Source organism: Kribbella sp. NPDC055110 (assembly GCF_053607525.1).
The window spans coordinates 15,652-36,283 of record NZ_JBSGTS010000040.1 but is presented as its reverse complement, the minus strand read 5'-3'; the positions used below and the strand labels follow the sequence as shown (position 1 = coordinate 36,283).

Sequence of the window (20,632 nt, the reverse complement as noted above, 5' to 3'; positions counted from 1 at the left end):
CTCGACTTGGGACAAGGGGTCAGGATGACAGCAGGAATCGAGGACTTGGGGACCGTTCGCCCGCAGGACGATCTGTACCGGTTCGTGAACGGGACGTGGCTGGCGGAGCACGAGATTCCCGCGGACAAGGCGATCTACGGTGCGTTCCACGCGCTCTGGGACACCGCCGAGCAGGACGTCCGCGCGATCGTCGAGAAGACCGTCGCCGCCGGGCACCCGGAAGGCAGCGAGCCGCGGAAGATCGCCGACCTCTACGGCAGCTTCATGGACGCCGAGACGGTCGAGCGGCTGGGCGCCGAGCCGATCGCCGAGCAGCTCGCCCTCGTCGCGGGCGTGACCGACCTGGCCGGGCTGGTGTCCGTCCTCGGGCAGCTCGAGCTGCAGGGGGTGCCGGGTGTCTTCCATTACTGGGTCGACGCCGACGCGAAGAAGTCCGACGAGAACATCGTCCACCTGACCCAGGGCGGCCTCAGCCTGCCCGACGAGTCGTACTACCGCGAGGACAACTTCGCCGAGATCCGGACGGCGTACGTCGAGCACGTGTCGACGATGCTGGAGCTCGCCGGGTTGTCCGACGGGACTGCCGCCGCCCAACGGATCCTGGAACTGGAGACCCGGATCGCCGGCGCGCACTGGGACCGGGTGAAGGAACGCGACGTCCAGCTCACCTACAACAAGCTCGACCGGGTCGGGCTCGAGGAGCTGACGCCCGGGTTCGACTGGGCGACCTGGCTGACCGGTGCCGGCGTACCGGAGAGTGCGTTCGCGCAGGTCGTGGTCCGCGAGCCGGACTTCCTGACCGCCGCCGCGGCCACGCTGCAGGAGGTCGACCTCGACCGGTGGAAGGAGTGGCTGAGCTGGCGGATCGTGCACAGCGCCGCGCCGCTGCTGAGCCAGGCGTTCGTCGACGAGAACTTTGCGTTCTACGGCAAGACCCTGACCGGCGCGCCCGAGCTGCGCGAGCGCTGGAAGCGCGGCGTCGGCGTGGTCGAGCAGGCGCTCGGTGAGGCCCTCGGCAAGCTGTACGTGGCCGAGCACTTCCCGCCGGACGCCAAGGCCCGGATGGTCGAGCTCGTGCAGAACCTGGTCGCCGCGTACCGGCAGCGGATCGAGGCGCTGGACTGGATGGGGCCGGAGACCCGGCAGCGGGCGCTCGAGAAGCTCGGCACCTTCGACCCGAAGATCGGGTACCCGGACGAGTGGAAGGACTACTCGGCCCTCGAGATCGACCCGGCCGACCTGTTCGGCAACGTCCGCCGGTCGGTCGCGGTGGAGACCGCGCGGGACCTCGCCAAACTCGGCAAGCCGGTCGACCGGAACGAGTGGCGGATGACGCCGCAGACGGTCAACGCGTACTACAACCCGCGGATGAACGAGATCGTCTTCCCGGCCGGCATTCTGCAGCCGCCGTTCTTCGACCTGGTCGCCGACGACGCCACCAACTACGGCGCGATCGGCGCGGTGATCGGTCACGAGATCGGCCACGGCTTCGACGACCAGGGCTCGCGGTACGACGCCGACGGCAACCTGAACGACTGGTGGACCGACGCGGACCGCGCCGCCTTCGAGCAGCGCACCGACAAACTCGTCGCGCAGTACGACGCACTCGAGCCGGCCGAGACTCCCGGACAGAACGTCAACGGCAAACTCACCCTGGGCGAGAACATCGGCGACCTCGGCGGCCTGTCCATCGCGTACGTCGCCTACCAGCTGTCCCTGGACGGCGCCGAGTCCGACGACGACCAGGCCGGCAGCGAACGTTTCTTCGCCGCCTGGGCGCACGCCTGGGCGAACAAGACCCGCCCCGAAGAAGCGGCCCGTCGCCTCGCCATCGACCCGCACTCACCCCCGGAGTTCCGCTGCAACGCGGTGGTGAAGAACATCGACGAGTTCCACAACACCTACAAAACAACGGACACCGACGGCATGTGGCTCGCCCCCGAGGACCGCGTCCGCATCTGGTAGCGCGAGGCCGCCCCGCACGCGTGCGGGGCGGCCTGTTCCACTTGCTCGACAGGCGGTTCGGGCGCGGCATATCGTCCGGGGATGCGTAGATCGTCGGATTTCACGGCGCGGCTCGTGCGGACTGCGGCCGCAGCGGGAGAGATGCCGCCGGTCGAGAGCGATCTGCGGCATGCCATCCTGACCGGCGATCAGCCGCCCGGGACGTCGGTGCCGATCGACGAGGTGGCGGCGTTCTTCGGTGTCAGCGCGATTCCGGTGCGTGAGGCGTTGAAGACCCTGTTCGGGGAAGGCCTGGTGGAGCATCGCCCGCACGTCGGGTACCGGGTGGCGAAGCTGACGTTCCTGGAGTTCCGCGAGCTGTACGACGTACGGCAGGCGCTGGAGTCCGCGGCCCTGCGTGCGGCCGCCGTCAACGCGACCGCGGTCGACCACAACCGGATCCGCGACGCCCACGGGTCGCTCGCCGATGCGAACGCCGCGGGTGACCGTGAGTACGCCGCCGCGACCCGGCGCTTTCACTTCGCGCTGATCGAGCCGTCGGGGATGCACCGGCTGATCCGGATGTACGAAACCGCGTGGAACATCACCGAGCCGGCCCGGCCGATGTCGCGGGTCCGGGCGCACGAGCGGGCCGGTTTCCACGCGGACCACGAGCGGCTGATCGCGGCGTACGTCGCCCGTGACGTCGAGACGCTGGTCGCCGAGTCGGAGCGGCACTACGCGCATCTGAAGAGCGCGATCTCGGAGTTCGCCGACGACCCGGAATGCTTCGCCGACCCGGCCTGACATCGGTTTCCTATATTTGCAGCGCTTTTCCTATATTTGAACGGAAACCGGCCGTTCACCATGGACGTCATTCCGCGAAACACGTTATTCCTAGCTTCGGTTCACTGGTCGCGCGATCCGCCCGCGGCCCAGGCCGGAGGAGCACAGCATGGTGACCCAACCCCGCGCGCCCGGTGACATCGTCGAAGCGGCCGGCTACCCGACGAGCCCGGCCGCCGCGCAGCGCGACTACCATCCGCGGCTGACGAACGCGGACCTCGCGCCGCTGAAGCAGCAGACCTGGCGCAGTTACAACATCTTCGCGTTCTGGATGTCCGACGTGCACAGCGTCGGCGGTTATCTCACCGCCGGTAGTTTGTTCGCGCTCGGCCTGACCAGTTGGCAGGTATTCGTCTGCCTGATCGCCGGTATCTGCATCGTGCAATTCTTCTGCAACCTGGTCGCGAAACCGAGCCAGCTCGCGGGCGTTCCGTACCCGGTGATCAGCCGAGTTTCCTTCGGCGTCCTGGGCGCGAACATCCCCGCCATCATTCGCGGCCTGATCGCCGTTGCCTGGTACGGAGTACAGACCTTCCTGGCCGCGGAGTCGCTGAACATCGTCTTCCTCAAACTCTGGCCAGGACTGGGTCCGTGGGCGGACAAGGACGTGCACGGTTTCGCCGGCCTGTCGGTGCTCGGCTATGTCAGCTTCGCGATCCTGTGGGTCGCCCAGGCCGCACTGTTCTGGCGCGGGATGGAGAGCATCCGGAAGTTCATCGACCTCGCGGGTCCGGCCGTCTACGTGACGATGCTGCTGCTCTGCGCGTACCTGCTGGTCAAGTCCGACTTCACCATCGACCTCAACCTGTCGAACCACAGCCTGTCCGGATGGGCCACGATCGGCACGATGCTGAGTGCGATCGCCCTCGTGGTCTCGTACTTTTCCGGCCCGATGCTGAACTTCGGCGACTTCGCCCGCTACGGCCGCAGCTTCAAGAGCGTGCGGAAGGGCAACTTCTGGGGTCTGCCGATCAACTTCGTCTTCTTCTCGCTGCTCACCGTGCTGACCGCAGGCGCGACGGTTCCCGTGTACGGCGAACTTCTGACAGACCCGATCAAGACGGTGGAGCGGATCGACAACACGTTCGCGATCCTGCTCGGCGCGGCGACCTTCGTCACCGCGACCGTGGGAATCAACATCGTCGCGAACTTCATCTCGCCGGCGTTCGACTTCTCGCACGTCAGCCCGCAGAAGATCAGCTGGCGGATGGGCGGCATGATCGCGGCGGTCGGCTCGGTGCTGCTGACACCGTGGAACTGGTACAACAACGACACGGCGATCCATTACACGCTGGGCATCCTCGGTGCGCTGATCGGCCCGCTGTTCGGCATCCTGATCGCGGACTTCTACCTGATCCGCCGGCAGAAGGTGATCGTGGACGACCTGTTCACGCTCGACAAGGACGGCGCGTACTACTACCGCAAGGGCTACAACCCGTCCGCCGTACAGTCCGTGATCACGGCAGGCCTGATCTCGGTCGCATCGGTCCTCGTGCCCCGCTGGGTGGGCGCCGGTCTCTGGATCAGCGACTACAGCTGGTTCATCGGCTGCGGGGTCGGCTTCGCCGTCTACACAGTCCTGGCGAGGCGAGCCGGCATAGCGGCCGAGCAGGTGGCGTGAGAGCAATGCGCATCAAGGTCATCAACCCCAACACCACAGCGTCGATGACCGCCATGATCGGCGAGTGCGCCCGGGCCGTTGCCGGTCCGGGTGTCACCGTCGACGCGGTCAGCCCTCGCCAAGGGCCGGCCGCCATCGAGAGTCATGTCGACGACGCACTCGCCGTACCGGGCCTGCTTCAAGAGATCGCGGACGGCGAATCAGCCGGGTACGACGGTTACGTCATCGCGTGCTTCGGCGATCCGGGGTTGAAGGCGGCGCGAGAGCTCGCCCGCGGGCCGGTCGTCGGGATCGCCGAGGCCGGCATGCGTACGGCGTCGTACCTTGGCCGCGGGTTCAGCGTCGTCACCACCCTGGCCCGGACCGTCGGCCACGCGCACGACCTGACCGAGGAGTACGGCGTCGCGCGGCAGTGCCGGGGGATCCACGCGTGCGAGATCCCGGTCCTCGCCCTGGAGACGGATCCGCATGCCCGGGCGACCATCCTGCGCGTCTGCGAGGAGGCGCTCGCGCTCGACGGATCGGACGCCATCGTGCTGGGCTGCGCGGGCATGGCCGACCTGTGCCACGACCTGTCGGCCGCGCTCGGGGTGAGTGTGATCGACGGCGTGGCGGCGGCGACCGCCACGGTCGAGATGCTGGTCCGGATGCGGCTCCGGACCGGCAAGCTGGGTGAGTTCGCCCCGCACCACCGCCACGAGCGCGTCGGTTAGGAAGCCATCCAGTCCTGGATGCCCTCGACGGTGCGCGGCATGGCCTCGGAGAGATTCTCCGGCGCGCCGTCGGTGATCAGGATGTCGTCCTCGATGCGGATGCCGATACCGCGGAGGTCCTCGGGGACGGTGAGATCGTCGGACTGGAAGTAGAGGCCGGGCTCGACAGTGAGGACGTACCCGGGCTGCACCGGGCCCTGGCGGTAGGTCTCGTTGCGGGCCGAGGCGCAGTCGTGGACGTCGAGGCCGAGCATGTGGCTGACGCCATGCAGCGTGTACCGCTGGTACAGGCGGCTCTCGGGGTCGAGCGCCTCCTCGGCCGACACCGGCAGCAGCTCCATCGCGTCGAGGCCGCGGACGATGACCTCCATCGCCGCCTCGTGCCCGGCGCGGAACTTCGCACCCGGCGTGAGCGCGGCGATTCCGGCGTTCTGCGCGTCCAGCACCAGCTGGTACAGGTCCCGCTGGCGCGGCGTGAACTCACCGTTCACGGGCAGCGTCCGGGTGATGTCCGCGGTGTACAGCTGCCGGTTCTCGACGCCCATGTCGAGCAGCATCAGCGTGCCGTCGTTCACCGGGCCGTCGTTCTCGATCCAGTGCAGTGTGGTCGCGTGCGGACCGGCCGCGGCGATCGACGTGTACCCGACATCGTTGCCCTCGGCACGGGCCCGGCGCCAGAACGTGCCCTCGATCCAGCGTTCGCCGTACTGCCGGACCTTGTCCATCTCGGCGAGTACGTCGGAGAACCCGCGGTGCGTGATCGCGACCGCGTCCCGCAGCTGCTCGAGCTCGTACGCGTCCTTGACCAGTCGCAGCTCGGACAGTGTCGCGGCCAGCTCGCCGTCCTTGAGCTGGTCGATCTGCGCGCCGCTCAGCAGCGACACGATCGACTCGTCCTCGCCCCGCCGTACCCGCGTCGGTACGTCGCTCTTCAGCGCGTCGGCCAACTGGTCGACGTGCCGCGTCTCGATCCCGAACTCCTTGCCGGTCTCGGTCAGCGACGGGCGCCGGCCGGCCCACAGCTCGCCGTACATCCGGTCGCGCCAGAACTCCTCGCCCTGCGAGCGGTCGGCGCGCGGGCGGAAGTACAGCACCGCGTCGTGGCCGGCGGTGCCGTTCGGCTCCAGGACGAGCACCGCGTCGGAGGTCTGGTTGCCGGTCAGCCACACGTAGTCGGTGTGCGGGCGGAAGACGTAGTCGGTGTCGTTCGAGCGGACCTTGTAGGTGCCGGCCGGGATCACCAGCCGCTCGCCCGGGAACGCCTGCGACAGCGCATCGCGGCGCTTCGCCGCCCACACACCGACGTCGCTCAGCGACAGGTCGTGCCGCTCGGAGTCCGCCCAGCCGGAGTTCATGAACGCGCGCAGCTTCGGGCTCGGCTCGTTGTCGTGCGACGCGGTCTTGGGTGCGACGGTGTCAGCAGTGTTCTCGGTCATCCTCGACCTGTCCTCGTCTCAACGCGGGGTGTGCAGTTGGTCCCCGCGGAGCGTGCCGCTGTTTGGCAGCGCCGCGGCGGGGTCGGAACCGATGCGGGTGATCGCATTGTCCTCGTCCACGAAGACTACGCTCGGCTCGAAGATCTTCGCCTCGGCGGTGTCGAACATCCCGTAGGCGATCAGGATCACCAGGTCACCCGGGTGGATCAGGTGCGCCGCGGCCCCGTTGATGCCGACGATCCCGGACCCGCGCGGCCCTTCGATCAGGTACGTCGACAATCGCTGACCGTTGGTGATGTCGACGATGTCCACCTTCTCGCCGGGCAGCAGGTCGGCCGCCTCCATCAACGCCGCGTCCAGCGTGCACGATCCGACATAGTCCAGATCCGCCTGCGTCACCGTCGCCCGGTGCACCTTCGACTTCATCATCTCGCGCCACATGGCGGCTCATGATCCTCGCACCGCCACCACCTGTCAGTGGCGGCTGTCACGGTGGCGCGGATCGCCAGGCAGGCAGAACCCACCCGATCCGCCCGTTTGATCGTTCGAATCCGGGGTTCTGCCTGCGTTCACGTTCACGAGACCAGTTCAGCCTCGCGCGGAGCCGGCCGGAGGGAGTCGCCTTCGACGTCGACGTTCGGGAGCAGGCGGTCGAGCCAGGCGGGGAGGTACCAGGCGTGCCGCCCGAGCAGCGCCATCACCGCCGGTACGACGGTCATCCGTACGACGAACGCGTCAAGAGCGACCGCGAGGGCCAGCCCGAAGCCCATCTCGCGGATCAGCGTCTCGCCGGACAGGATGAACCCGGAGAACACCGCGGTCATGATCACCGCCGCCGCGGTCACCACCCGCGCGCCGTGCGCGAACCCGTCGACCACCGCCGCCCGCGGTGCCGCGCCGTGGACGTGTTCCTCGCGCATCCGCGTGACCAGGAAGATCTGGTAGTCCATCGCGAGTCCGAACACCACCCCGATCAGGAAGATCGGCAGCATGCTGATCACGGGCCCGGTCTGTCCCGAGATCCCGAACAGCCCGGCCAGCCAGCCCCACTGGAACACCGCGACCAGTGCGCCGAACGTCGCCACGACGGTGAGCAGGAACCCGAGCGTCGCCTTCAACGGCACCATGATCGAGCGGAACACCAGCAACAGCAGCAGGAACGCGAGCCCGATGATCAGTGACAGGTACGGCAGCAATGCGCCGCCGAGCTTGGCTGAGAAGTCGATGCTGACCGCTGTCGCCCCGGTGACCGCCACCTCGGCGCGATCGCGGTCGGGCATCGACCGGATCGCTCCGACCAGGTCCTTGGTCTCCTGCGTACTCGGACCGCTCGACGGGATCACGGTCAGCAACGCCGTGTTCCCGGCCGGGTTGAAGACCGGTGGCGTCACCATCGTCACGTCCGGCAGCCCGCGTACGGCGTTCGCGGTAGCCGTGGCCGCCGTCCGCGGATCGGCGGAGGCGCCGGCGTCCACGACCACCATCAGCGGCCCGTTGAACCCAGGCCCGAAGCCCTCGGAGAGCAGTTCGTAGGCCTTGCGCTGGGTCGAGTCGGGTGCCGCGGTGCTGTCGTCGGGCAGCCCGAGCTTGAGATCGGTCGCCGGAATCGCGAGCGTGCCGAGACCGATCACGGTCACCAGCAGCACCGCCAGCGGACGCCGCGTGACGAAGCCGGCCCACCGGCGGCCGATCGTCGTCCGTCCGGCCGCTTCCGGATCGCCGCCCCGCAGACCAGGGATCCGGCCGCCAAGGACCCGCCGCCCCGCGAACCCGAGCAGCGCAGGCAGCAGCGTGAGTGCGATCGCGACCGCGATGACCACGGTGAACGCGGCAGCCAGGCCCATCTGGGTCAGGAACGGGATGTCGACGACGAACAGTCCGGCCAGCGCGATCACCACGGTCAGCCCGGCGAACACGACGGCGGATCCGGCGGTGCCGACCGCGCGGCCGACCGCCTCCTCCGGCTCCAGCCCGGAGCTCAGCTCATGCCGGTACCGCGACATGATGAACAGTGCATAGTCGATCGAGACCGCGAGGCCGATCATCAGCGCGAGGATCGGCGTACCGGATCCGATGTCGACGAAACCGCTGATGGTCGAGATCGCCGTCACTCCGAGGCCGACGCCGATGATTGCCGACAGCAACGGCAGGCCGGCCGCGATCAGCGAGCCGAAGGTGATCAGCAGTACGACGGCAGCCACCCCGATACCGATCACCTCGGTCAGCTGCTGCCCGCCCTGTGGTTGCACCGCGTCGCCGCCGTACTCGACCGTGAGTCCGGACGCGCGGGCAGGTTCGACCGCCGCGGCGACGGCTTGCTGCGCTTCCGGGGTGACCTCCTGCGCGGTGACCTTGTAGGTGACCTGCGCGTAGCCGGTGCGGCCGTCGGCGGAGATCGCCTTGGCACTGAACGGGTCGACGACGCGGGCGACCTGTGGTGCGATCGCGAGCCGGTCGAGGGTCTGTTGGACCTGCGGTGTGTCGGTGAGCTTCTGGCCGGCGGGCGCCTGGAAGACGATCCGGGCGGTCGCGGCGTCGGCGCCGGCCTGCGGGAAGCGTTCGTTGAGCAGGTCCGCGGCACGCTGCGACTCGGTGCCGGGAATCGAGAAGCCGTTGGCGGTCGGGCCGGACAGCGTCGCGGCGCCGACTGCTCCGAGAGCCAGCAGTCCGAGCCATACCAGGAGTACGAACCGGCGCCGGCGGAACGCGAATCGGCCGAGCCGATAGAGGTACGTAGCCATGCGACCGATGCTCCCGGCGCGCGGCCGTCGCTCGCGTCTGCTCCCGGTGGGCTTCTCGCCGTACCGCGTTCGCCGTACCGGCTACTACGGCTGCGGTACGCCGGGACGCACGAGGCCGGTCTGGTATGCCAGTACGACGAGCTGCGCGCGGTCGCGGCAGTCGAGTTTCACCATCGCCCGGTTCACGTGGGTCTTCGCCGTCGACGGGGAAAGCACCAGGCGTTCGGCGATCTCGTCGTTGGACAGGCCGAGGGCGACCAGGCCGACGATCTCGCGTTCGCGGTCGGTGAGGACGTCGAGGACCGTGGGCCCGATCGGGTTGCCGGGCGAGGGTTCGGCGAGGAAGCGGTTCATCAGGCCGCGGACGGCCTTCGGGGACAGCAGCGCGTCACCGCGGGCGACCACGCGGATGGCGTCGATCAGCTCGGCCGGTTCGACGCTCTTGCCGAGGAAGCCGCTGGCGCCGGCGCGGATCGCGTCGAACACGTACTCGTCCACCTCGAACGTGGTCAGGATCAGCACCTTCACGCCCGCCAGCGCCTCGTCCGCGGTGATCATCCGGGTCGCCGCGAGGCCGTCGACGTCGGGCATCCGGATGTCCATCAGCACCACGTCGGCCCGCTCGGACCGCGCCAGCTCGACCGCTTCCCGCCCGTTCGACGCCTCAGCGACAACCTGCAGGTCCGGCGCCGATCCGACCAGCACGCGGAACCCGCTCCGGATCAGCGTCTGATCGTCGGCCAGCAACACCCTGATCGTCACCAACAACTCCCGTCTCCAGAGGAAGCACAGCATGTACGGCGAACCCACGGGCGGCCTGCGGGCCCGTGTGCAGCTCTCCACCGACCGCGTTCACACGCTCCCGCATCCCCACCAACCCATGCCCACCGCCCGCGACTCCTGCCACGGGACGTAGCGCAGGTCCGTTGGTGACGGCGACCTCCAACGCGCCGGACCGGCGGATCAGCTGAACCTCCGCTGACGCGCCGGGGGCGTGTTTGAGGACGTTGGTGAGCGACTCCTGGACTATGCGGTACGCCGTGAGCTCTATGACGTCCGGGAGTACGCCCAGCGAGGCAGGTGGTGTCCAGTCGACCTGTACGCCGGCGGCGGTGAAGGAGCGGATGAGGGCGTCCAGCTCGTGCAGGGACGGAGTGGGCGCGGTAGGCAGCGGTGAACCCGAGCGACGCAGTACGCCGAGGAGGACGGTGAGCTCCTGGAGCACCGTGCGGCCGCCGGAGCGGACCAGCGAGAGGGCGCGTTCCGCTTCTTCGGGTTGAGTGCGGAGGACATGCGCCGCGACCCCGGACTGCACGTTCATCAAGGCGATGTGGTGCGCGATCACGTCGTGCAGCTCATGCGCGATCCGCAGCCGTTCTTCGATCACGCGCCGCTGGGCCTCTTCGTCCCGCGACCGCTCGGCCCGTACCGCGCGCTCCTTGAGTTCCAGCAAGTACGCCCGGCGGTTCCGTACCGCCTCGCCGATCGCGCCCGAGAACAGCACGAAGAAGACCAGACCGAGGTTGTCGAGGACGTCCCCGCTGACGAACAAGACCTCGGCGGTCAGCGTCAGCAGTGCCGTGGCAACCACCGCGACCGAGCGGGTCAGCCGGTCCTTCGACATGACGACGGTGTAGACCGCTACGCCCAGGTAGACCACGATCGGGCTCTTGGCCTGCTCGGCGATCACGAACGCGGTCGTGACCGCCGCGGTGACCACCAGCACCGCGATCGGCGCCCGCCGCCGGAACGTGAGCGCGACCGCGCCGACGACGGCCAGCACCACCACCGTCGCGTTCAGCTCGATCCGTTCACCGACGTGCTTGCCACCTGGCACCAGCAGGTTGATCAGCAGGATCGCGACGGCCAGCGCAAGGTCCATCGCCAGCGGGTGCCGCCTGCAGGCACGGCAGAACCGGATGAGCCGCTCCATCCCTTCACAGTACGTGTCCGCCCCTCGGACCGCCTCGTCCAGCGGCTGTATCCCCGCCGTACCGCAACCGCGGTATCAGATCGCCGACGCCTGCACGGCGAGCTCCCGCAACGCCCCGTAGCGTGGGCGGAGGTCGGCGACGCGGGACACCTCGTCGGGGACCGGGGTCAGGTGCTCTCCGCCGGGCTCGGGGGACAGGCCGAGGGCGACTGCTGCTGCGCCGCGGGCGCCGACCTCGGGCTCCGCGCAGACTGTGGTGGGGCGGGCGAAGGTGGCGGTCAGGCAGCGGCGCCACCAGTCGGAGGCGTCGATTCCGCCGCCGCCGAGGACGACCTCGAGCTGCTGCCCGAACAGCGCGTCGAGGATTCGCAGCCCGCGGTCGATCTCGAGTGACGCGCCTTGGAGCGCGGCCGCGAGCAGGTCGGCGGGGCTGTCGTCGAACGACAGGCCGAAGTACACACCGGATCCGCCGGGCACCACGGCCGGCGGCCTGGTGCCGGCCATGAACGGGATCGCGATCGCGTGCGTCGCCCCGATCTCGACACCGGTCGGTTCGTCGGACTCCAGCCGCAGTACGCCGGTCAGCCACGCGTGCAGGTTCCCGGCGGCGGAGAACGCCATACCGGTCACGGCCCGCTTGTCGTCGACCCGGTACCGCCACAGCTCCCACGGCAGTTCAGGCGCGTTCTCGATCGGGTGTACGACGCGTACGGCGGCCGACGTACCAACGGTCACCGCTGCGACGCCGGCGTCGTACCCGCCGGTCCCGACGTTGGACGCGGCGCCGTCGCCGGTCGGCGGGTGCACGGGTACGCCGACCAGACCGGGCCAGCGGCGTTCGTACTCCTTGGACAACGTGCCCGTCCAACCGGTCGGCACGATCGGCGGCAACCGGCCGGCCGTCACGCCTGCGATCGCCAGCGCCTCAGCGTCGTACGCACCGGTCGCGAGATCCAGCGTGCCGGTCCCGGACGCGACCGAGACGGACGTGACGCGTTCGCCGGTCAGCCGCTCCAGGACCAGGTCCGGCAGGCCGGCGAAGGCCGCCGGGGAGTCGTCCGAGAGGAGCCACGGGATCCGGCGGGTCCAGTACAGCCGGTGCAGCCAGGTGCCGGTGCGCGCGTGGAACGCCTGCTCGTCGAACGTCGGATCGAGTCCGAGGTCGACCGTTCGCGTGTCGGCCCACGTGATCACCGGTGTGCGCGCGACACCTTTGTTGTTAAGAGCAACGATCGAGTGCCACTGCGAGGACAGCACGATCGCGCCGATCCCGTCCAGGTGACCGTTCTGCTCGAGCTCGTCCAGGCAACCGAGCAAACCCTCGACGTACTCGTGCAGGTCGAGCGTCGCGGAGCCGTCGTGGCCGTACGTCGGTGCGATCTTGTGCCGCGCCAGCGCGCCGGGGATCGGTGCGGCGTCCGCCGAGGACAGGACGAGGGCCCGCGCGGACGACGTACCCAGGTCCAGCGCGAGGATGCGCCCGTCAGTCTTCGTCATGCAACGCCTTCAGGAAGTTCCGGGCCCAGACGTTCACGTCGTGCGCCGCGAGGTGCTTGCGCATCGCCTTCATCCGCCGGCCGAGCTGCCGGTCGTCGGTGTTCATCGCGTCGACGATCGTGTCCTTCATCCCGTTGATGTCGTGCGGGTTCACCAGGAACGCCTGCCGGAACTCGTCCGCCGCCCCGGCGAACTCGCTCAGCACGAGCGCGCCGGTGTCGTCGTACCGCGTCGACACGTACTCCTTGGCGACCAGGTTCATACCGTCCCGCAACGGCGTCACGACCGCAACGTCCGCGGCCCGGAGCAGCGCGGCCATCTCGGTCCGCGAGTACGTCGTGTGCAGGTAGTTGATCGCCGGCGTACCGATCCGGCCGTGCTCGCCGTTGATCCGCCCGACCAGCAGCTCGATCTCGTCGCGCAGCACGCGGTACTGCTCGACGCGCTCCCGGGACGGCGTCGCGACCTGGATGAACACCGCGTCGTCGACCGAGATCCGCTTCTCGTCCAGCAGTTCGCCGAACGCCCGCAGCCGCTGCCGGATGCCCTTGGTGTAGTCGAGCCGGTCGACGCCGAGCAGGATGTGCGTCGGGTTGCCGACCTCCTGACGCATCTCGGCCGCGCGGGCCGTGGTCTCCGGCTGCCGGGCCAGGTTCTCCAGCTCGTTGACGTCGATCGAGATCGGGAACGCCTTCGCCCGCACGATCCGGTCGTCCGGCAGGTGGATCCGGTCGCCGCGGGTCCGCAGGCCCATCCGGTTGCGGGCCAGCCGGGCGAAGTTCGACGCCGCGCCGGGCCGCTGGAAACCGACCAGGTCCGCGCCCATCAGCCCGTCCAGGATCTGCCGCCGCCACGGCATCTGCGCGAACAGCTCGGTCGGCGGGAACGGGATGTGCAGGAAGAACCCGATCCGTACGTCGGGACGCAGCCGGCGGAGCATCGCCGGGACCAATTGGAGTTGGTAGTCGTGCACCCACACGTCCGCGTTGTCGTCGGCGGCCTCCGCGGCGGCCTCCGCGAACCGCCGGTTCACCGCGACGTACGACTCCCACCACTCGCGGTGGAACTCCGGCGCCACGATCACGTCGTGGTACAGCGGCCAGAGCGTCGCGTTGGAGAAACCCTCGTAGTACAACTGCACGTCCTCGGCCGTCAGCATCACCGGGACGAGGTGCATGCCGTCGTTGTCGAACGGGTCCAGCTTCTCGTCCGGGCTCCCGGTCCAGCCGATCCAGGCCCCGTGATGTCCCTGCATCACCGGCGCCAGTGCCGTGACGAGTCCGCCTGGACTCCGGCGCCACGCCGTACTGCCGTCGGGCATCTCGGTCCGGTCGACCGGCAGCCGGTTGGCCACCACTACGAAGGAACTCCTACCGAACGGCTGTGCAGGCATGGTCAGCGTCATCCACTCAGGTCGTCGTCGTCACCGGGGTAGCGAACCCCGATCTGTCTCCGGGTCTCGTCGAGCAGGTCGAGAATCTCCAGGGTGGCGGCGTGCGGCAACGCAGGTACTTCGAGCGCCCCCGCACGCAGCGCGTCCATCACTGCGCTTGCCTCGTAGTGGTACCCACGTCCATGCGTCGGTACGTCGATCCGCTCCGCTCCGGCAGCGGTCGTACGCACGTAGTACTCGGGATGGTGGAAGCGGTGCGGGAGCTGCAGGTTGCCGTCCGGGCCGCTGATCGACGCGACCCACGGGTTCTGCGACCGCAGGCCGCAGGTCAGCGCGGCGACCGCGCCGGAGTCGTACCGCCAGGCCATCGCGACGTTCAGGTCGACGCCGTCGTCGTTGAGCGAACCGACTGCCTTCACCTCCGCCGGACGGCCGAGCGCCAGGTAGGCGAACGTCATCGGGTAGATGCCGCCGTCCATCAGCGAGCCTCCCCCGAGCGCCGGGTCGAGCAGGCGAACCGGCAAGGAAGGCTTGTAGAACGCGAAGTCCGCGACCACCTGCTGCGGCTCGCCGATCGCCCCGCTCTCCAGGTCCTTGAAGAGCGCTTGAATCACCGGGTTGGTGCGCATCCACATCGCCTCGGCGAACAACGTGTTGTTCTCGGCGGCGACCGCGATCAGGTCCCGGGCCTGCGCGGCGGTCAGCGTGACGGGTTTCTCGCACAGTACGGCGACGCCGGCCTGCAACGCCGTGCGGGCGATGGCGTAGTGCTGCGGATGCGGCGTACCGATGTAGATCACGTCGACCTCGCCGGAGTCGATCAGCCGGCGGTAGTCGTCGTACGCGTGCGGGATGCCGAACTCGGCGGCGAACTTGTTCGCGCTGTCCTGGGAACGGGACGCGACCGCGGTCGCGACGGCGTCGTCCGGGAGCAGCCCGAGATCGTGGGTGAACTGGGTCGATATGTTGCCGGTCGCAACAATTCCCCACCTGACGCGATCTATACCCACTGTCTGAACTCCGGGGTCGGGAACGGTCCGTCTGCAGCGATTCTCGCGGTTTCGAAGGCGTGCGCCAAGCGAATGAGCGTGACCTCACTTCGCGCCGTACCGCTGATCGTGAGCCCGACCGGCAGTCCGGAGACCAGTCCGGACGGGACCGAGAGCAGCGGATAGCCGGCCAGGGCCGCGTGTGACGAGGAGCTGCCGAGCACGTGATCGCCGTTCACCAGGTCGATCGCCCAGGCCGGTGAGTACGACGGGCACACCAGCGCGTCGAGCTGGTTGTCGCGGAGCAGGCCGTCGATACCGTCGCGGCCCGCCCGCAGCGCGGTCAGGCGCGAGGCGACGTACACGGGGGAGCTGAGGCCCTCAGTGGCTGCGGCGCGTTCGAACAGCTCCTGCCCGAACCACTGCAGCTCCTGGTCCGCGTGCTTCTTGTTGAACTCGATCAGGTCGTCCAGCGTCCGCGGGCCGCCCGGCGCGCGGGTAGCGAGGTACGCGGCCAGGTCGACCTTCAGCTCGTGCGAGAGCACCTGCAACTGGTCCTCGTCACCACCTGGTGACGGCAACGACAGGTGGTCGACCAGCGTGGCTCCACACTCGCTGAGGAGCTCCAGCGCGTGTTCGGTGACCTGGTCCAGCCCAGTCGAGTAGCCCCACAGGGGACCGCGCGGTACGCCGATGCGCACGTTGCTGAGGTCCGTGCCGCGGCAGGCCTCGGTGTAGTCCGTCTGGCCGCCGGTGAGGACCGTGAGCAGCGCAGCCGCCTGGGTGACCGTCTTCGTCATCGGCCCGGCGGTGTCCTGCGAGTGCGAGATCGGGACGATGCCCTGCTGCGGGACCAGCCCGACCGTGGGCTTGAGGCCGACTACGCCGTTCAGCGCGGCCGGGCAGACGATCGAGCCGTTGGTCTCGGTACCGATCGCGTAGTCGGCCAGCCCCGCGGCGACCGCGGCGCCGGAGCCGGACGAGGAGCCGCCGGCCGAGCGGTTCAGCGCGTACGGGTTGCGGGTGAGGCCGCCGTACGCGCTCCAGCCCGACGAGGACGCCGAGCCGCGGAAGTTCGCCCACTCGCTCAGGTTTGTCTTCCCCAGGATCACGCAGCCCGCCGCGCGCAACCGCCGTACCAGCGGGGCGTCCTCCGGCGGCGGTGGCTGATCGGCCAGCGCCAGCGAGCCGGCCGTGGTCGGCAGGTCGGCGGTGTCGACGTTGTCCTTGACCAGCACCGGTACGCCGTGCAGCGGTCCGCGGACCTTGCCCTCGTCACGTTCGGTGTCGAGGTGGGCGGCTTCGGTGAGCGCGGCGGGGTTCGGCGTGCAGATGGCGTTGACCAACGGGTCGACCTCACGAATCCGCCCCTGCAACTCCTCCACCACCGCCACGCTGGAAAGAGTTGAGCTCACCCCCAAGATCCTGCCAGAGTTGTCCGCGTCCGGCTGTCTCGTCAACGACACGCTTCGTGTCGTCCGAGCGGTGAATGACATCGCTGTTGTTCAGCACGTAGAGTGGCAGGCGGACGGACGATCACCGACCGCACAGGAGTCAGCTGCACATGGACAGCGCCAACGCCAGCTCTTCCGGCCCCGCCGAAGCTGCGCCGCCGGCTGTTGCCGGACTCTCGGAGCGTGACGGCCTGATCCTTGCTTTTGAGCGGCACTGGTGGAAGTACGCCGGCGCGAAGGAACAGGCGATCCGGGACCAGTTCCAGATGTCGGCGACCCGGTACTACCAGGTCCTGAACGCGCTCATCGACCGCCCCGAGGCTCTCGCTCACGACCCGCTGCTGGTCAAGCGCCTGCGCCGCCTCCGCGCGGCCCGCCAGCGCGCCCGCTCCGCACGCCGACTGGGCATCGAGGTCTGACCATGTCCCGCCGCCTCAGGGCGTGCCTCGCTTGCCCACGCCCGCGGGGCGAGCAGGGGCAGGTGCTGTCCTCGCTCGTCGCCGTGGCCGCCGTCGTCGCGATCGTGGCCGGGCTGCTGGTGCTGTTCGGGACCCGGGGGAACGACAGCAAGGCCGACGAGCCGACCGGCGCTTCGCCGAAGCCGGCTGCGAAACCCTCTTCCGGGCCGTCGACCGTCGGGGCCAGCGTGCCGAGACCGTCGACCAAGCCGACGACCGAGGCGACCAGCGCGCCGCCGCCCGTGCCCAGCAGCCAGCCGCCGTCGACCGCGCCGACCTCCCAGCCGCCTCAGACCACGCAGCCGACCCAGCCGGTGACGATCCCCGCTGAGGAGAAGCCAGCGATCGAGGTCTACAACAACACCCCGCGCAAGGGCCTCGCCGACACCGTCGCGAGCCGCGCCCGGCAGGCCGGCTGGACCGTGTCCGGGTCGCCGGACAACTGGCACGGCAAGGTCGCCGAGAGCACGGTGTACTACCCGCCGGGCATGCTCGACGCCGCCAACCAGCTCGCCCACGACCTCGGCATCGGCCGGTCCAAGGGCGCACTGGACAACATGAAGAAGGATCGCCTGACCGTGATCCTCACCTCGGACTACACCGCATGAGCGAGCGCAGCGAGCGAACAATCAAACACAGCGTGCCTCGTGCCTCATCCGCGCCCGGAGCGAAGCGAGGACGTGGATGAGCACTCCGGTCATCCAGACCGATGCGGGACGAGAAGGCTGGGAAGCCATCGTCTCGGACCCGTCGACCGCGGTGATCTCGTCCGACTTCGACGGCGTACTCTCGCCGCTCGTCGAGGACCCGGCGCGGTCCCGTCCGGTCGAAGGCGCCCTGGACGCGCTGGCCCGGCTCGCCCGGTCCGTGAACCAGGTCGCGATCGTCACCGGCCGGCCCGCACTGGTCGCCACCGAGCTGTCCGGGGTGAGCGGTCACCCGGGCCTCGGGCACCTCGTCGTACTCGGGCACTACGGGCTGGAGCGGTGGGACGCCGCGACCGGCAAGGTGACGAGCCAGCCGGTGCCGGCTGGTGTCGCGACGGCACGGGACCGGTTGCCGGGGCTGCTGCGCGAGGTCGGCGTACCGGATGCGTTCGTGGAGGACAAGGACAGCTCGCTGGCCGTGCACACCCGCCGGCTGGACGATCCGGCCGGGTCCCTCGAACTGCTGCGGGCGCCCTTGACCGCGCTGGCTCAGGAGACCGGGCTGCGGCTGGAGCCGGGCAACCTCGTGCTCGAACTGCGGCCGCCCGGCATCGACAAGGGCGTCGCACTCCGCAGCCTGATCGAGTCGACCGGCGCGCGGTCGATCCTGTACGCCGGTGACGACCTGGGCGACCTGGCGGCGTACCGGGCGATCCAGGCACAACGCGACACCGGACTCCGCGCCGTACTGCTCGCCACGCGGTCCTCGAACGCGACCGAGCTGATCGACGCCGCGGACATCGTCGTCGACGACCCGAGCGGCGTGGTGACCGTCCTCACGGCCCTTTCGGACGCGATCTCAGCCCGCTGAACGCCTGCGTCACGGTCTTCCCGATCGGCTGGATCGGGCGCTCGACGTACCCGCCCTCCTTCAGATCGGCGAGCCGTTCGAACAGGTTCCGCGACGCCGGGTCACCCGTGAGCAGGAACGAGACGACCACGGCCACGACGTACAGCGGGAGCATCGGCAGGCCGATCAGGCAGAAGTACTGCCACGAATGCCGCTCCTCGTGCCGCACCAGCGCCGGGTTGTCGAAGTACGCCCGCTCGTGCTTGCTCAGCACGACATTCCCGATCGTGAACGCCCCCGCCACCGGAAACCCCAGCTTGTACCCGTTCGCAAAGAACAACCCTCGAGGCCCCCGACTGAACGTCGCCCGCCCCAACACCCCCACCACCGCCCCGGCGAGGGTCGACAGGTTGAGGAAGTTGCCCACGAGCTTCATCCACTGCCAGCCGGTCATACCGCTCAGTATCGAGCCGATGTCCCAATGTCTCAATTCTTAGGACACGGCCCGCACGAGTTGTTCGTGCATGCAGGCAGAACCCCGAAAACCAGGGCCGAAACACCCTCGGAGGGTGGGTTCTGCCTGCGTGGAGGTTCACCATCGCGTACCGGTCCCATGCCCGGTTGTCGGTGGGGTAGGTCAGACTGGGTGGGTGAGTTCGGTGGTGCGGGTTTGGCGGGCTGGGCGAGTGGTGGATCCGCATTCGGTGATTGGGGGGTTGCGGAAGGGGCCCGGGGATCCGGCGTATGTGTTCGATGCGGGGCGGCGGACTGTGTGGCGGGCCACGCGGACTCCGGACGGGGCGGTGCTGTTGCGGTTGACGCCGTACGCCGGGTTTGTCGAGGCGGAGGCGTGGGGGCCGGGGGCGGAATGGGCGCTCGACGGGGTGCCGGAGTTGCTGGGGGAGCGGGACAGCTGGGACGGGTTCGAGCCGCTGCCGGAGCATCGGGTGCTGGTGGACGCGGCGCGGCGGTTCCCGGATGTGCGGGTGCCGCGGACGCGGGCGGTGTTCGAGGCGATGGCGGCGGCCGGGATCGAGCAGGTGGTGACCGGCAAGGAGGCGTTCCGCGCTTGGCGGCTGCTGCTGCGTGAGTACGGCGAGCCTGCGCCGGGGCCTCATCAGCAGGGCAATCGGGTCATGATGGTGCCGCCTGCGCCGGAAGAGTGGCGGCAGATCCCGTCGTGGCAATGGCTGCGGGCGGGGGTCGAGGGCCGGCGGTCGCGGGTGGTGATCACGGCGGCGACTCGGGCTCGTGCTTTGGAGCGAACGCTCGAGTTGACTGATTCGGCCGAGATCGAGCGGCGGCTGCGGTCGCTGCCGGGGGTCGGGGTGTGGACGGCGGCCGAAGTACGGCAGCGGGCTCACGGGGACGCGGACGCGTTCTCGTTCGCGGACTACCACGTGTCGCGGAACGTGTCGTACGCGCTGATCGGCGAGGAGCTGGACGACGACGGCTGCGCCGAACTGATCGAGCCGTACCGCGGCCATCGCTTCCGCGTCCAGCGCCTGATCGAACTAGCCGGCATAGGCCACCCCCGCTACGGCCCCCGCAAGTCCCTCCCAACCCACACCCCCGGCGCCACCCACCGCCTGTAACCGAACCACCCCGCGACCCATCGCCTGTGAGCGGACTGCTGCCACTCGCCACCCTGGCGCGACCCACCGCCTGTGAGCGGACCGCTGCCACTCACCAACCCATCGCGCGACGCCGATGTCACGCGTGGTGGCGGTGGCTGCCTGCCGGTTGGGAGGGGTTGGTGAGTGGCCGGCGTCCGGTCGGCGCGACGCACGCGGACGCCCAGGCCATCACAATCGCGGCCGGCAACTCGCCCGCCCGCTCAGGCGTGGGTCGGGAGGTGGATTGTGATGGCCTGGAGGTTCGGGCCGGCGCTGAGATCGGGCGTCTCGGATGGTGGGATCACATGACACAATATGGACCCGATTGGGTAATCTCGGGGGCAGCTCATCCAGAGGGACTGAGGGAAACGGCCCGTTGAAGTCCCGGCAACCCTCCCCGTCGAGCCCCCACCCGGGGCGCTTCGCGGCGGAACGGTGCCAAATCCGTCCCGCCGCCGAGATCCGGTGTTCGCGGGGAAGATGAGAGGGGAACC

At 69.3% G+C, this 20,632-nt stretch carries 18 protein-coding genes and 1 riboswitch; of the genes, 8 read left to right on the top strand and 10 right to left on the bottom strand.

The annotated features are described in order from the left end of the window. The first annotated feature begins 24 nt into the window (after nucleotides 1-24). The 4 genes from ACWF0M_RS35795 to ACWF0M_RS35780 all read left to right on the top strand — a co-directional run bounded on the left by ACWF0M_RS35795 (nucleotide 25) and on the right by ACWF0M_RS35780 (nucleotide 5,124). Nucleotides 25-1,965: a M13 family metallopeptidase gene (locus ACWF0M_RS35795; protein ID WP_452240195.1), complete on the top strand. Its 1,941-nt coding sequence runs from the start codon at nucleotides 25-27 to the stop codon at nucleotides 1,963-1,965. Nucleotides 1,966-2,046: 81 nt separating this feature from the next. After that, nucleotides 2,047-2,751 (top strand): GntR family transcriptional regulator, encoded by a 705-nt coding sequence (locus tag ACWF0M_RS35790; protein ID WP_452240194.1) that lies wholly within the window; start codon nucleotides 2,047-2,049, stop codon nucleotides 2,749-2,751. A 148-nt stretch (nucleotides 2,752-2,899) separates the two neighbouring features. Next, complete coding sequence (locus tag ACWF0M_RS35785) at nucleotides 2,900-4,411, top strand: NCS1 family nucleobase:cation symporter-1 (protein WP_452240193.1); 1,512 nt, start codon at nucleotides 2,900-2,902, stop codon at nucleotides 4,409-4,411. A 5-nt stretch (nucleotides 4,412-4,416) separates the two neighbouring features. Next, entirely contained in the window at nucleotides 4,417-5,124 is a 708-nt protein-coding gene (locus tag ACWF0M_RS35780; RefSeq protein ID WP_452240205.1) for an aspartate/glutamate racemase family protein, read from the top strand. On the opposite strand, the gene ACWF0M_RS35775 is transcribed toward ACWF0M_RS35780, so the two are convergent. The 9 genes from ACWF0M_RS35775 to ACWF0M_RS35735 all read right to left on the bottom strand — a co-directional run bounded on the left by ACWF0M_RS35775 (nucleotide 5,121) and on the right by ACWF0M_RS35735 (nucleotide 16,528). Further along, nucleotides 5,121-6,560 (bottom strand): aminopeptidase P family protein, encoded by a 1,440-nt coding sequence (locus tag ACWF0M_RS35775; RefSeq protein ID WP_452240192.1) that lies wholly within the window; start codon nucleotides 6,558-6,560, stop codon nucleotides 5,121-5,123. The two genes, ACWF0M_RS35780 and ACWF0M_RS35775, sit on opposite strands and share 4 nt — an antisense overlap. 18 nt (nucleotides 6,561-6,578) lie before the next feature. Continuing rightward, complete coding sequence (panD, locus tag ACWF0M_RS35770) at nucleotides 6,579-7,001, bottom strand: aspartate 1-decarboxylase (RefSeq protein ID WP_452240191.1); 423 nt, start codon at nucleotides 6,999-7,001, stop codon at nucleotides 6,579-6,581. A 134-nt stretch (nucleotides 7,002-7,135) separates the two neighbouring features. After that, the gene (locus tag ACWF0M_RS35765; protein ID WP_452240190.1) at nucleotides 7,136-9,301 is read right to left on the bottom strand and encodes an MMPL family transporter; all 2,166 of its coding nucleotides are present in this window, start codon (nucleotides 9,299-9,301) and stop codon (nucleotides 7,136-7,138) included. An 84-nt stretch (nucleotides 9,302-9,385) separates the two neighbouring features. After that, the gene (locus ACWF0M_RS35760) at nucleotides 9,386-10,063 is read right to left on the bottom strand and encodes a response regulator transcription factor (RefSeq protein WP_452240189.1); all 678 of its coding nucleotides are present in this window, start codon (nucleotides 10,061-10,063) and stop codon (nucleotides 9,386-9,388) included. Then, the gene (locus ACWF0M_RS35755; RefSeq protein ID WP_452240188.1) at nucleotides 9,966-11,234 is read right to left on the bottom strand and encodes a sensor histidine kinase; all 1,269 of its coding nucleotides are present in this window, start codon (nucleotides 11,232-11,234) and stop codon (nucleotides 9,966-9,968) included. The genes ACWF0M_RS35760 and ACWF0M_RS35755 overlap by 98 nt, the downstream gene beginning before the upstream one ends. A gap of 75 nt (nucleotides 11,235-11,309) precedes the next feature. Then, nucleotides 11,310-12,731, bottom strand: coding sequence for an FGGY family carbohydrate kinase (locus tag ACWF0M_RS35750; protein ID WP_452240187.1), 1,422 nt, complete (start codon nucleotides 12,729-12,731; stop codon nucleotides 11,310-11,312). Continuing rightward, complete coding sequence (locus ACWF0M_RS35745) at nucleotides 12,718-14,124, bottom strand: alpha,alpha-trehalose-phosphate synthase (UDP-forming) (RefSeq protein WP_452240204.1); 1,407 nt, start codon at nucleotides 14,122-14,124, stop codon at nucleotides 12,718-12,720. The genes ACWF0M_RS35750 and ACWF0M_RS35745 overlap by 14 nt, the downstream gene beginning before the upstream one ends. Before the next feature lie 8 nt (nucleotides 14,125-14,132). Continuing rightward, the gene (locus ACWF0M_RS35740; RefSeq protein ID WP_452240186.1) at nucleotides 14,133-15,134 is read right to left on the bottom strand and encodes a Gfo/Idh/MocA family protein; all 1,002 of its coding nucleotides are present in this window, start codon (nucleotides 15,132-15,134) and stop codon (nucleotides 14,133-14,135) included. Continuing rightward, a complete protein-coding gene (locus ACWF0M_RS35735; RefSeq protein WP_452240185.1) occupies nucleotides 15,125-16,528 on the bottom strand; it encodes an amidase in 1,404 nt (467 codons plus the stop codon). Before ACWF0M_RS35735 ends, ACWF0M_RS35740 begins: the two co-directional genes overlap by 10 nt. A gap of 149 nt (nucleotides 16,529-16,677) precedes the next feature. On the opposite strand from ACWF0M_RS35735, the gene ACWF0M_RS35730 reads away from it, so the two are divergent. The 3 genes from ACWF0M_RS35730 to otsB all read left to right on the top strand — a co-directional run bounded on the left by ACWF0M_RS35730 (nucleotide 16,678) and on the right by otsB (nucleotide 18,543). Further along, nucleotides 16,678-16,986 carry a DUF3263 domain-containing protein gene (locus ACWF0M_RS35730; protein WP_452240184.1) on the top strand — a complete coding sequence of 103 codons (309 nt, stop codon included), beginning with the start codon at nucleotides 16,678-16,680 and terminating at the stop codon, nucleotides 16,984-16,986. A 62-nt stretch (nucleotides 16,987-17,048) separates the two neighbouring features. Then, nucleotides 17,049-17,633, top strand: a complete 585-nt coding sequence (locus ACWF0M_RS35725) for a LytR C-terminal domain-containing protein (protein ID WP_452240183.1) — start codon at nucleotides 17,049-17,051, stop codon at nucleotides 17,631-17,633. A gap of 76 nt (nucleotides 17,634-17,709) precedes the next feature. Further along, nucleotides 17,710-18,543 (top strand): trehalose-phosphatase, encoded by an 834-nt coding sequence (gene otsB, locus ACWF0M_RS35720; RefSeq protein ID WP_452240182.1) that lies wholly within the window; start codon nucleotides 17,710-17,712, stop codon nucleotides 18,541-18,543. On the opposite strand, the gene ACWF0M_RS35715 is transcribed toward otsB, so the two are convergent. Further along, nucleotides 18,509-18,976, bottom strand: a complete 468-nt coding sequence (locus ACWF0M_RS35715; protein WP_452240181.1) for a hypothetical protein — start codon at nucleotides 18,974-18,976, stop codon at nucleotides 18,509-18,511. The genes otsB and ACWF0M_RS35715 overlap by 35 nt on opposite strands. A 292-nt stretch (nucleotides 18,977-19,268) precedes the next feature. Here ACWF0M_RS35715 and ACWF0M_RS35710 point away from each other — a divergent pair, with 292 nt between their 5' ends. Further along, nucleotides 19,269-20,117 carry a DNA-3-methyladenine glycosylase family protein gene (locus ACWF0M_RS35710; RefSeq protein ID WP_452240180.1) on the top strand — a complete coding sequence of 283 codons (849 nt, stop codon included), beginning with the start codon at nucleotides 19,269-19,271 and terminating at the stop codon, nucleotides 20,115-20,117. Nucleotides 20,118-20,481: 364 nt separating this feature from the next. Then, nucleotides 20,482-20,625, top strand: a riboswitch (SAM riboswitch). Nucleotides 20,626-20,632 lie beyond the last annotated feature (7 nt).

Excerpts from the sequence above, each read along its gene's own strand:
- ACWF0M_RS35730 (WP_452240184.1), top strand. The coding sequence starts at position 16,678 with ATGGACAGCGCCAACGCCAGCTCTTCCGGCCCCGCCGAAGCTGCGCCG.
- otsB (WP_452240182.1), top strand. The coding sequence starts at position 17,710 with ATGAGCACTCCGGTCATCCAGACCGATGCGGGACGAGAAGGCTGGGAA.
- ACWF0M_RS35745 (WP_452240204.1), bottom strand. The coding sequence starts at position 14,124 with ATGCCTGCACAGCCGTTCGGTAGGAGTTCCTTCGTAGTGGTGGCCAAC.
- ACWF0M_RS35715 (WP_452240181.1), bottom strand. The coding sequence starts at position 18,976 with ATGACCGGCTGGCAGTGGATGAAGCTCGTGGGCAACTTCCTCAACCTG.
- ACWF0M_RS35795 (WP_452240195.1), top strand. The coding sequence starts at position 25 with ATGACAGCAGGAATCGAGGACTTGGGGACCGTTCGCCCGCAGGACGAT.
- ACWF0M_RS35775 (WP_452240192.1), bottom strand. The coding sequence starts at position 6,560 with ATGACCGAGAACACTGCTGACACCGTCGCACCCAAGACCGCGTCGCAC.
- ACWF0M_RS35790 (WP_452240194.1), top strand. The coding sequence starts at position 2,047 with ATGCGTAGATCGTCGGATTTCACGGCGCGGCTCGTGCGGACTGCGGCC.
- ACWF0M_RS35780 (WP_452240205.1), top strand. The coding sequence starts at position 4,417 with ATGCGCATCAAGGTCATCAACCCCAACACCACAGCGTCGATGACCGCC.
- ACWF0M_RS35785 (WP_452240193.1), top strand. The coding sequence starts at position 2,900 with ATGGTGACCCAACCCCGCGCGCCCGGTGACATCGTCGAAGCGGCCGGC.
- ACWF0M_RS35765 (WP_452240190.1), bottom strand. The coding sequence starts at position 9,301 with ATGGCTACGTACCTCTATCGGCTCGGCCGATTCGCGTTCCGCCGGCGC.
- ACWF0M_RS35755 (WP_452240188.1), bottom strand. The coding sequence starts at position 11,234 with ATGGAGCGGCTCATCCGGTTCTGCCGTGCCTGCAGGCGGCACCCGCTG.
- ACWF0M_RS35750 (WP_452240187.1), bottom strand. The coding sequence starts at position 12,731 with ATGACGAAGACTGACGGGCGCATCCTCGCGCTGGACCTGGGTACGTCG.
- panD (WP_452240191.1), bottom strand. The coding sequence starts at position 7,001 with ATGTGGCGCGAGATGATGAAGTCGAAGGTGCACCGGGCGACGGTGACG.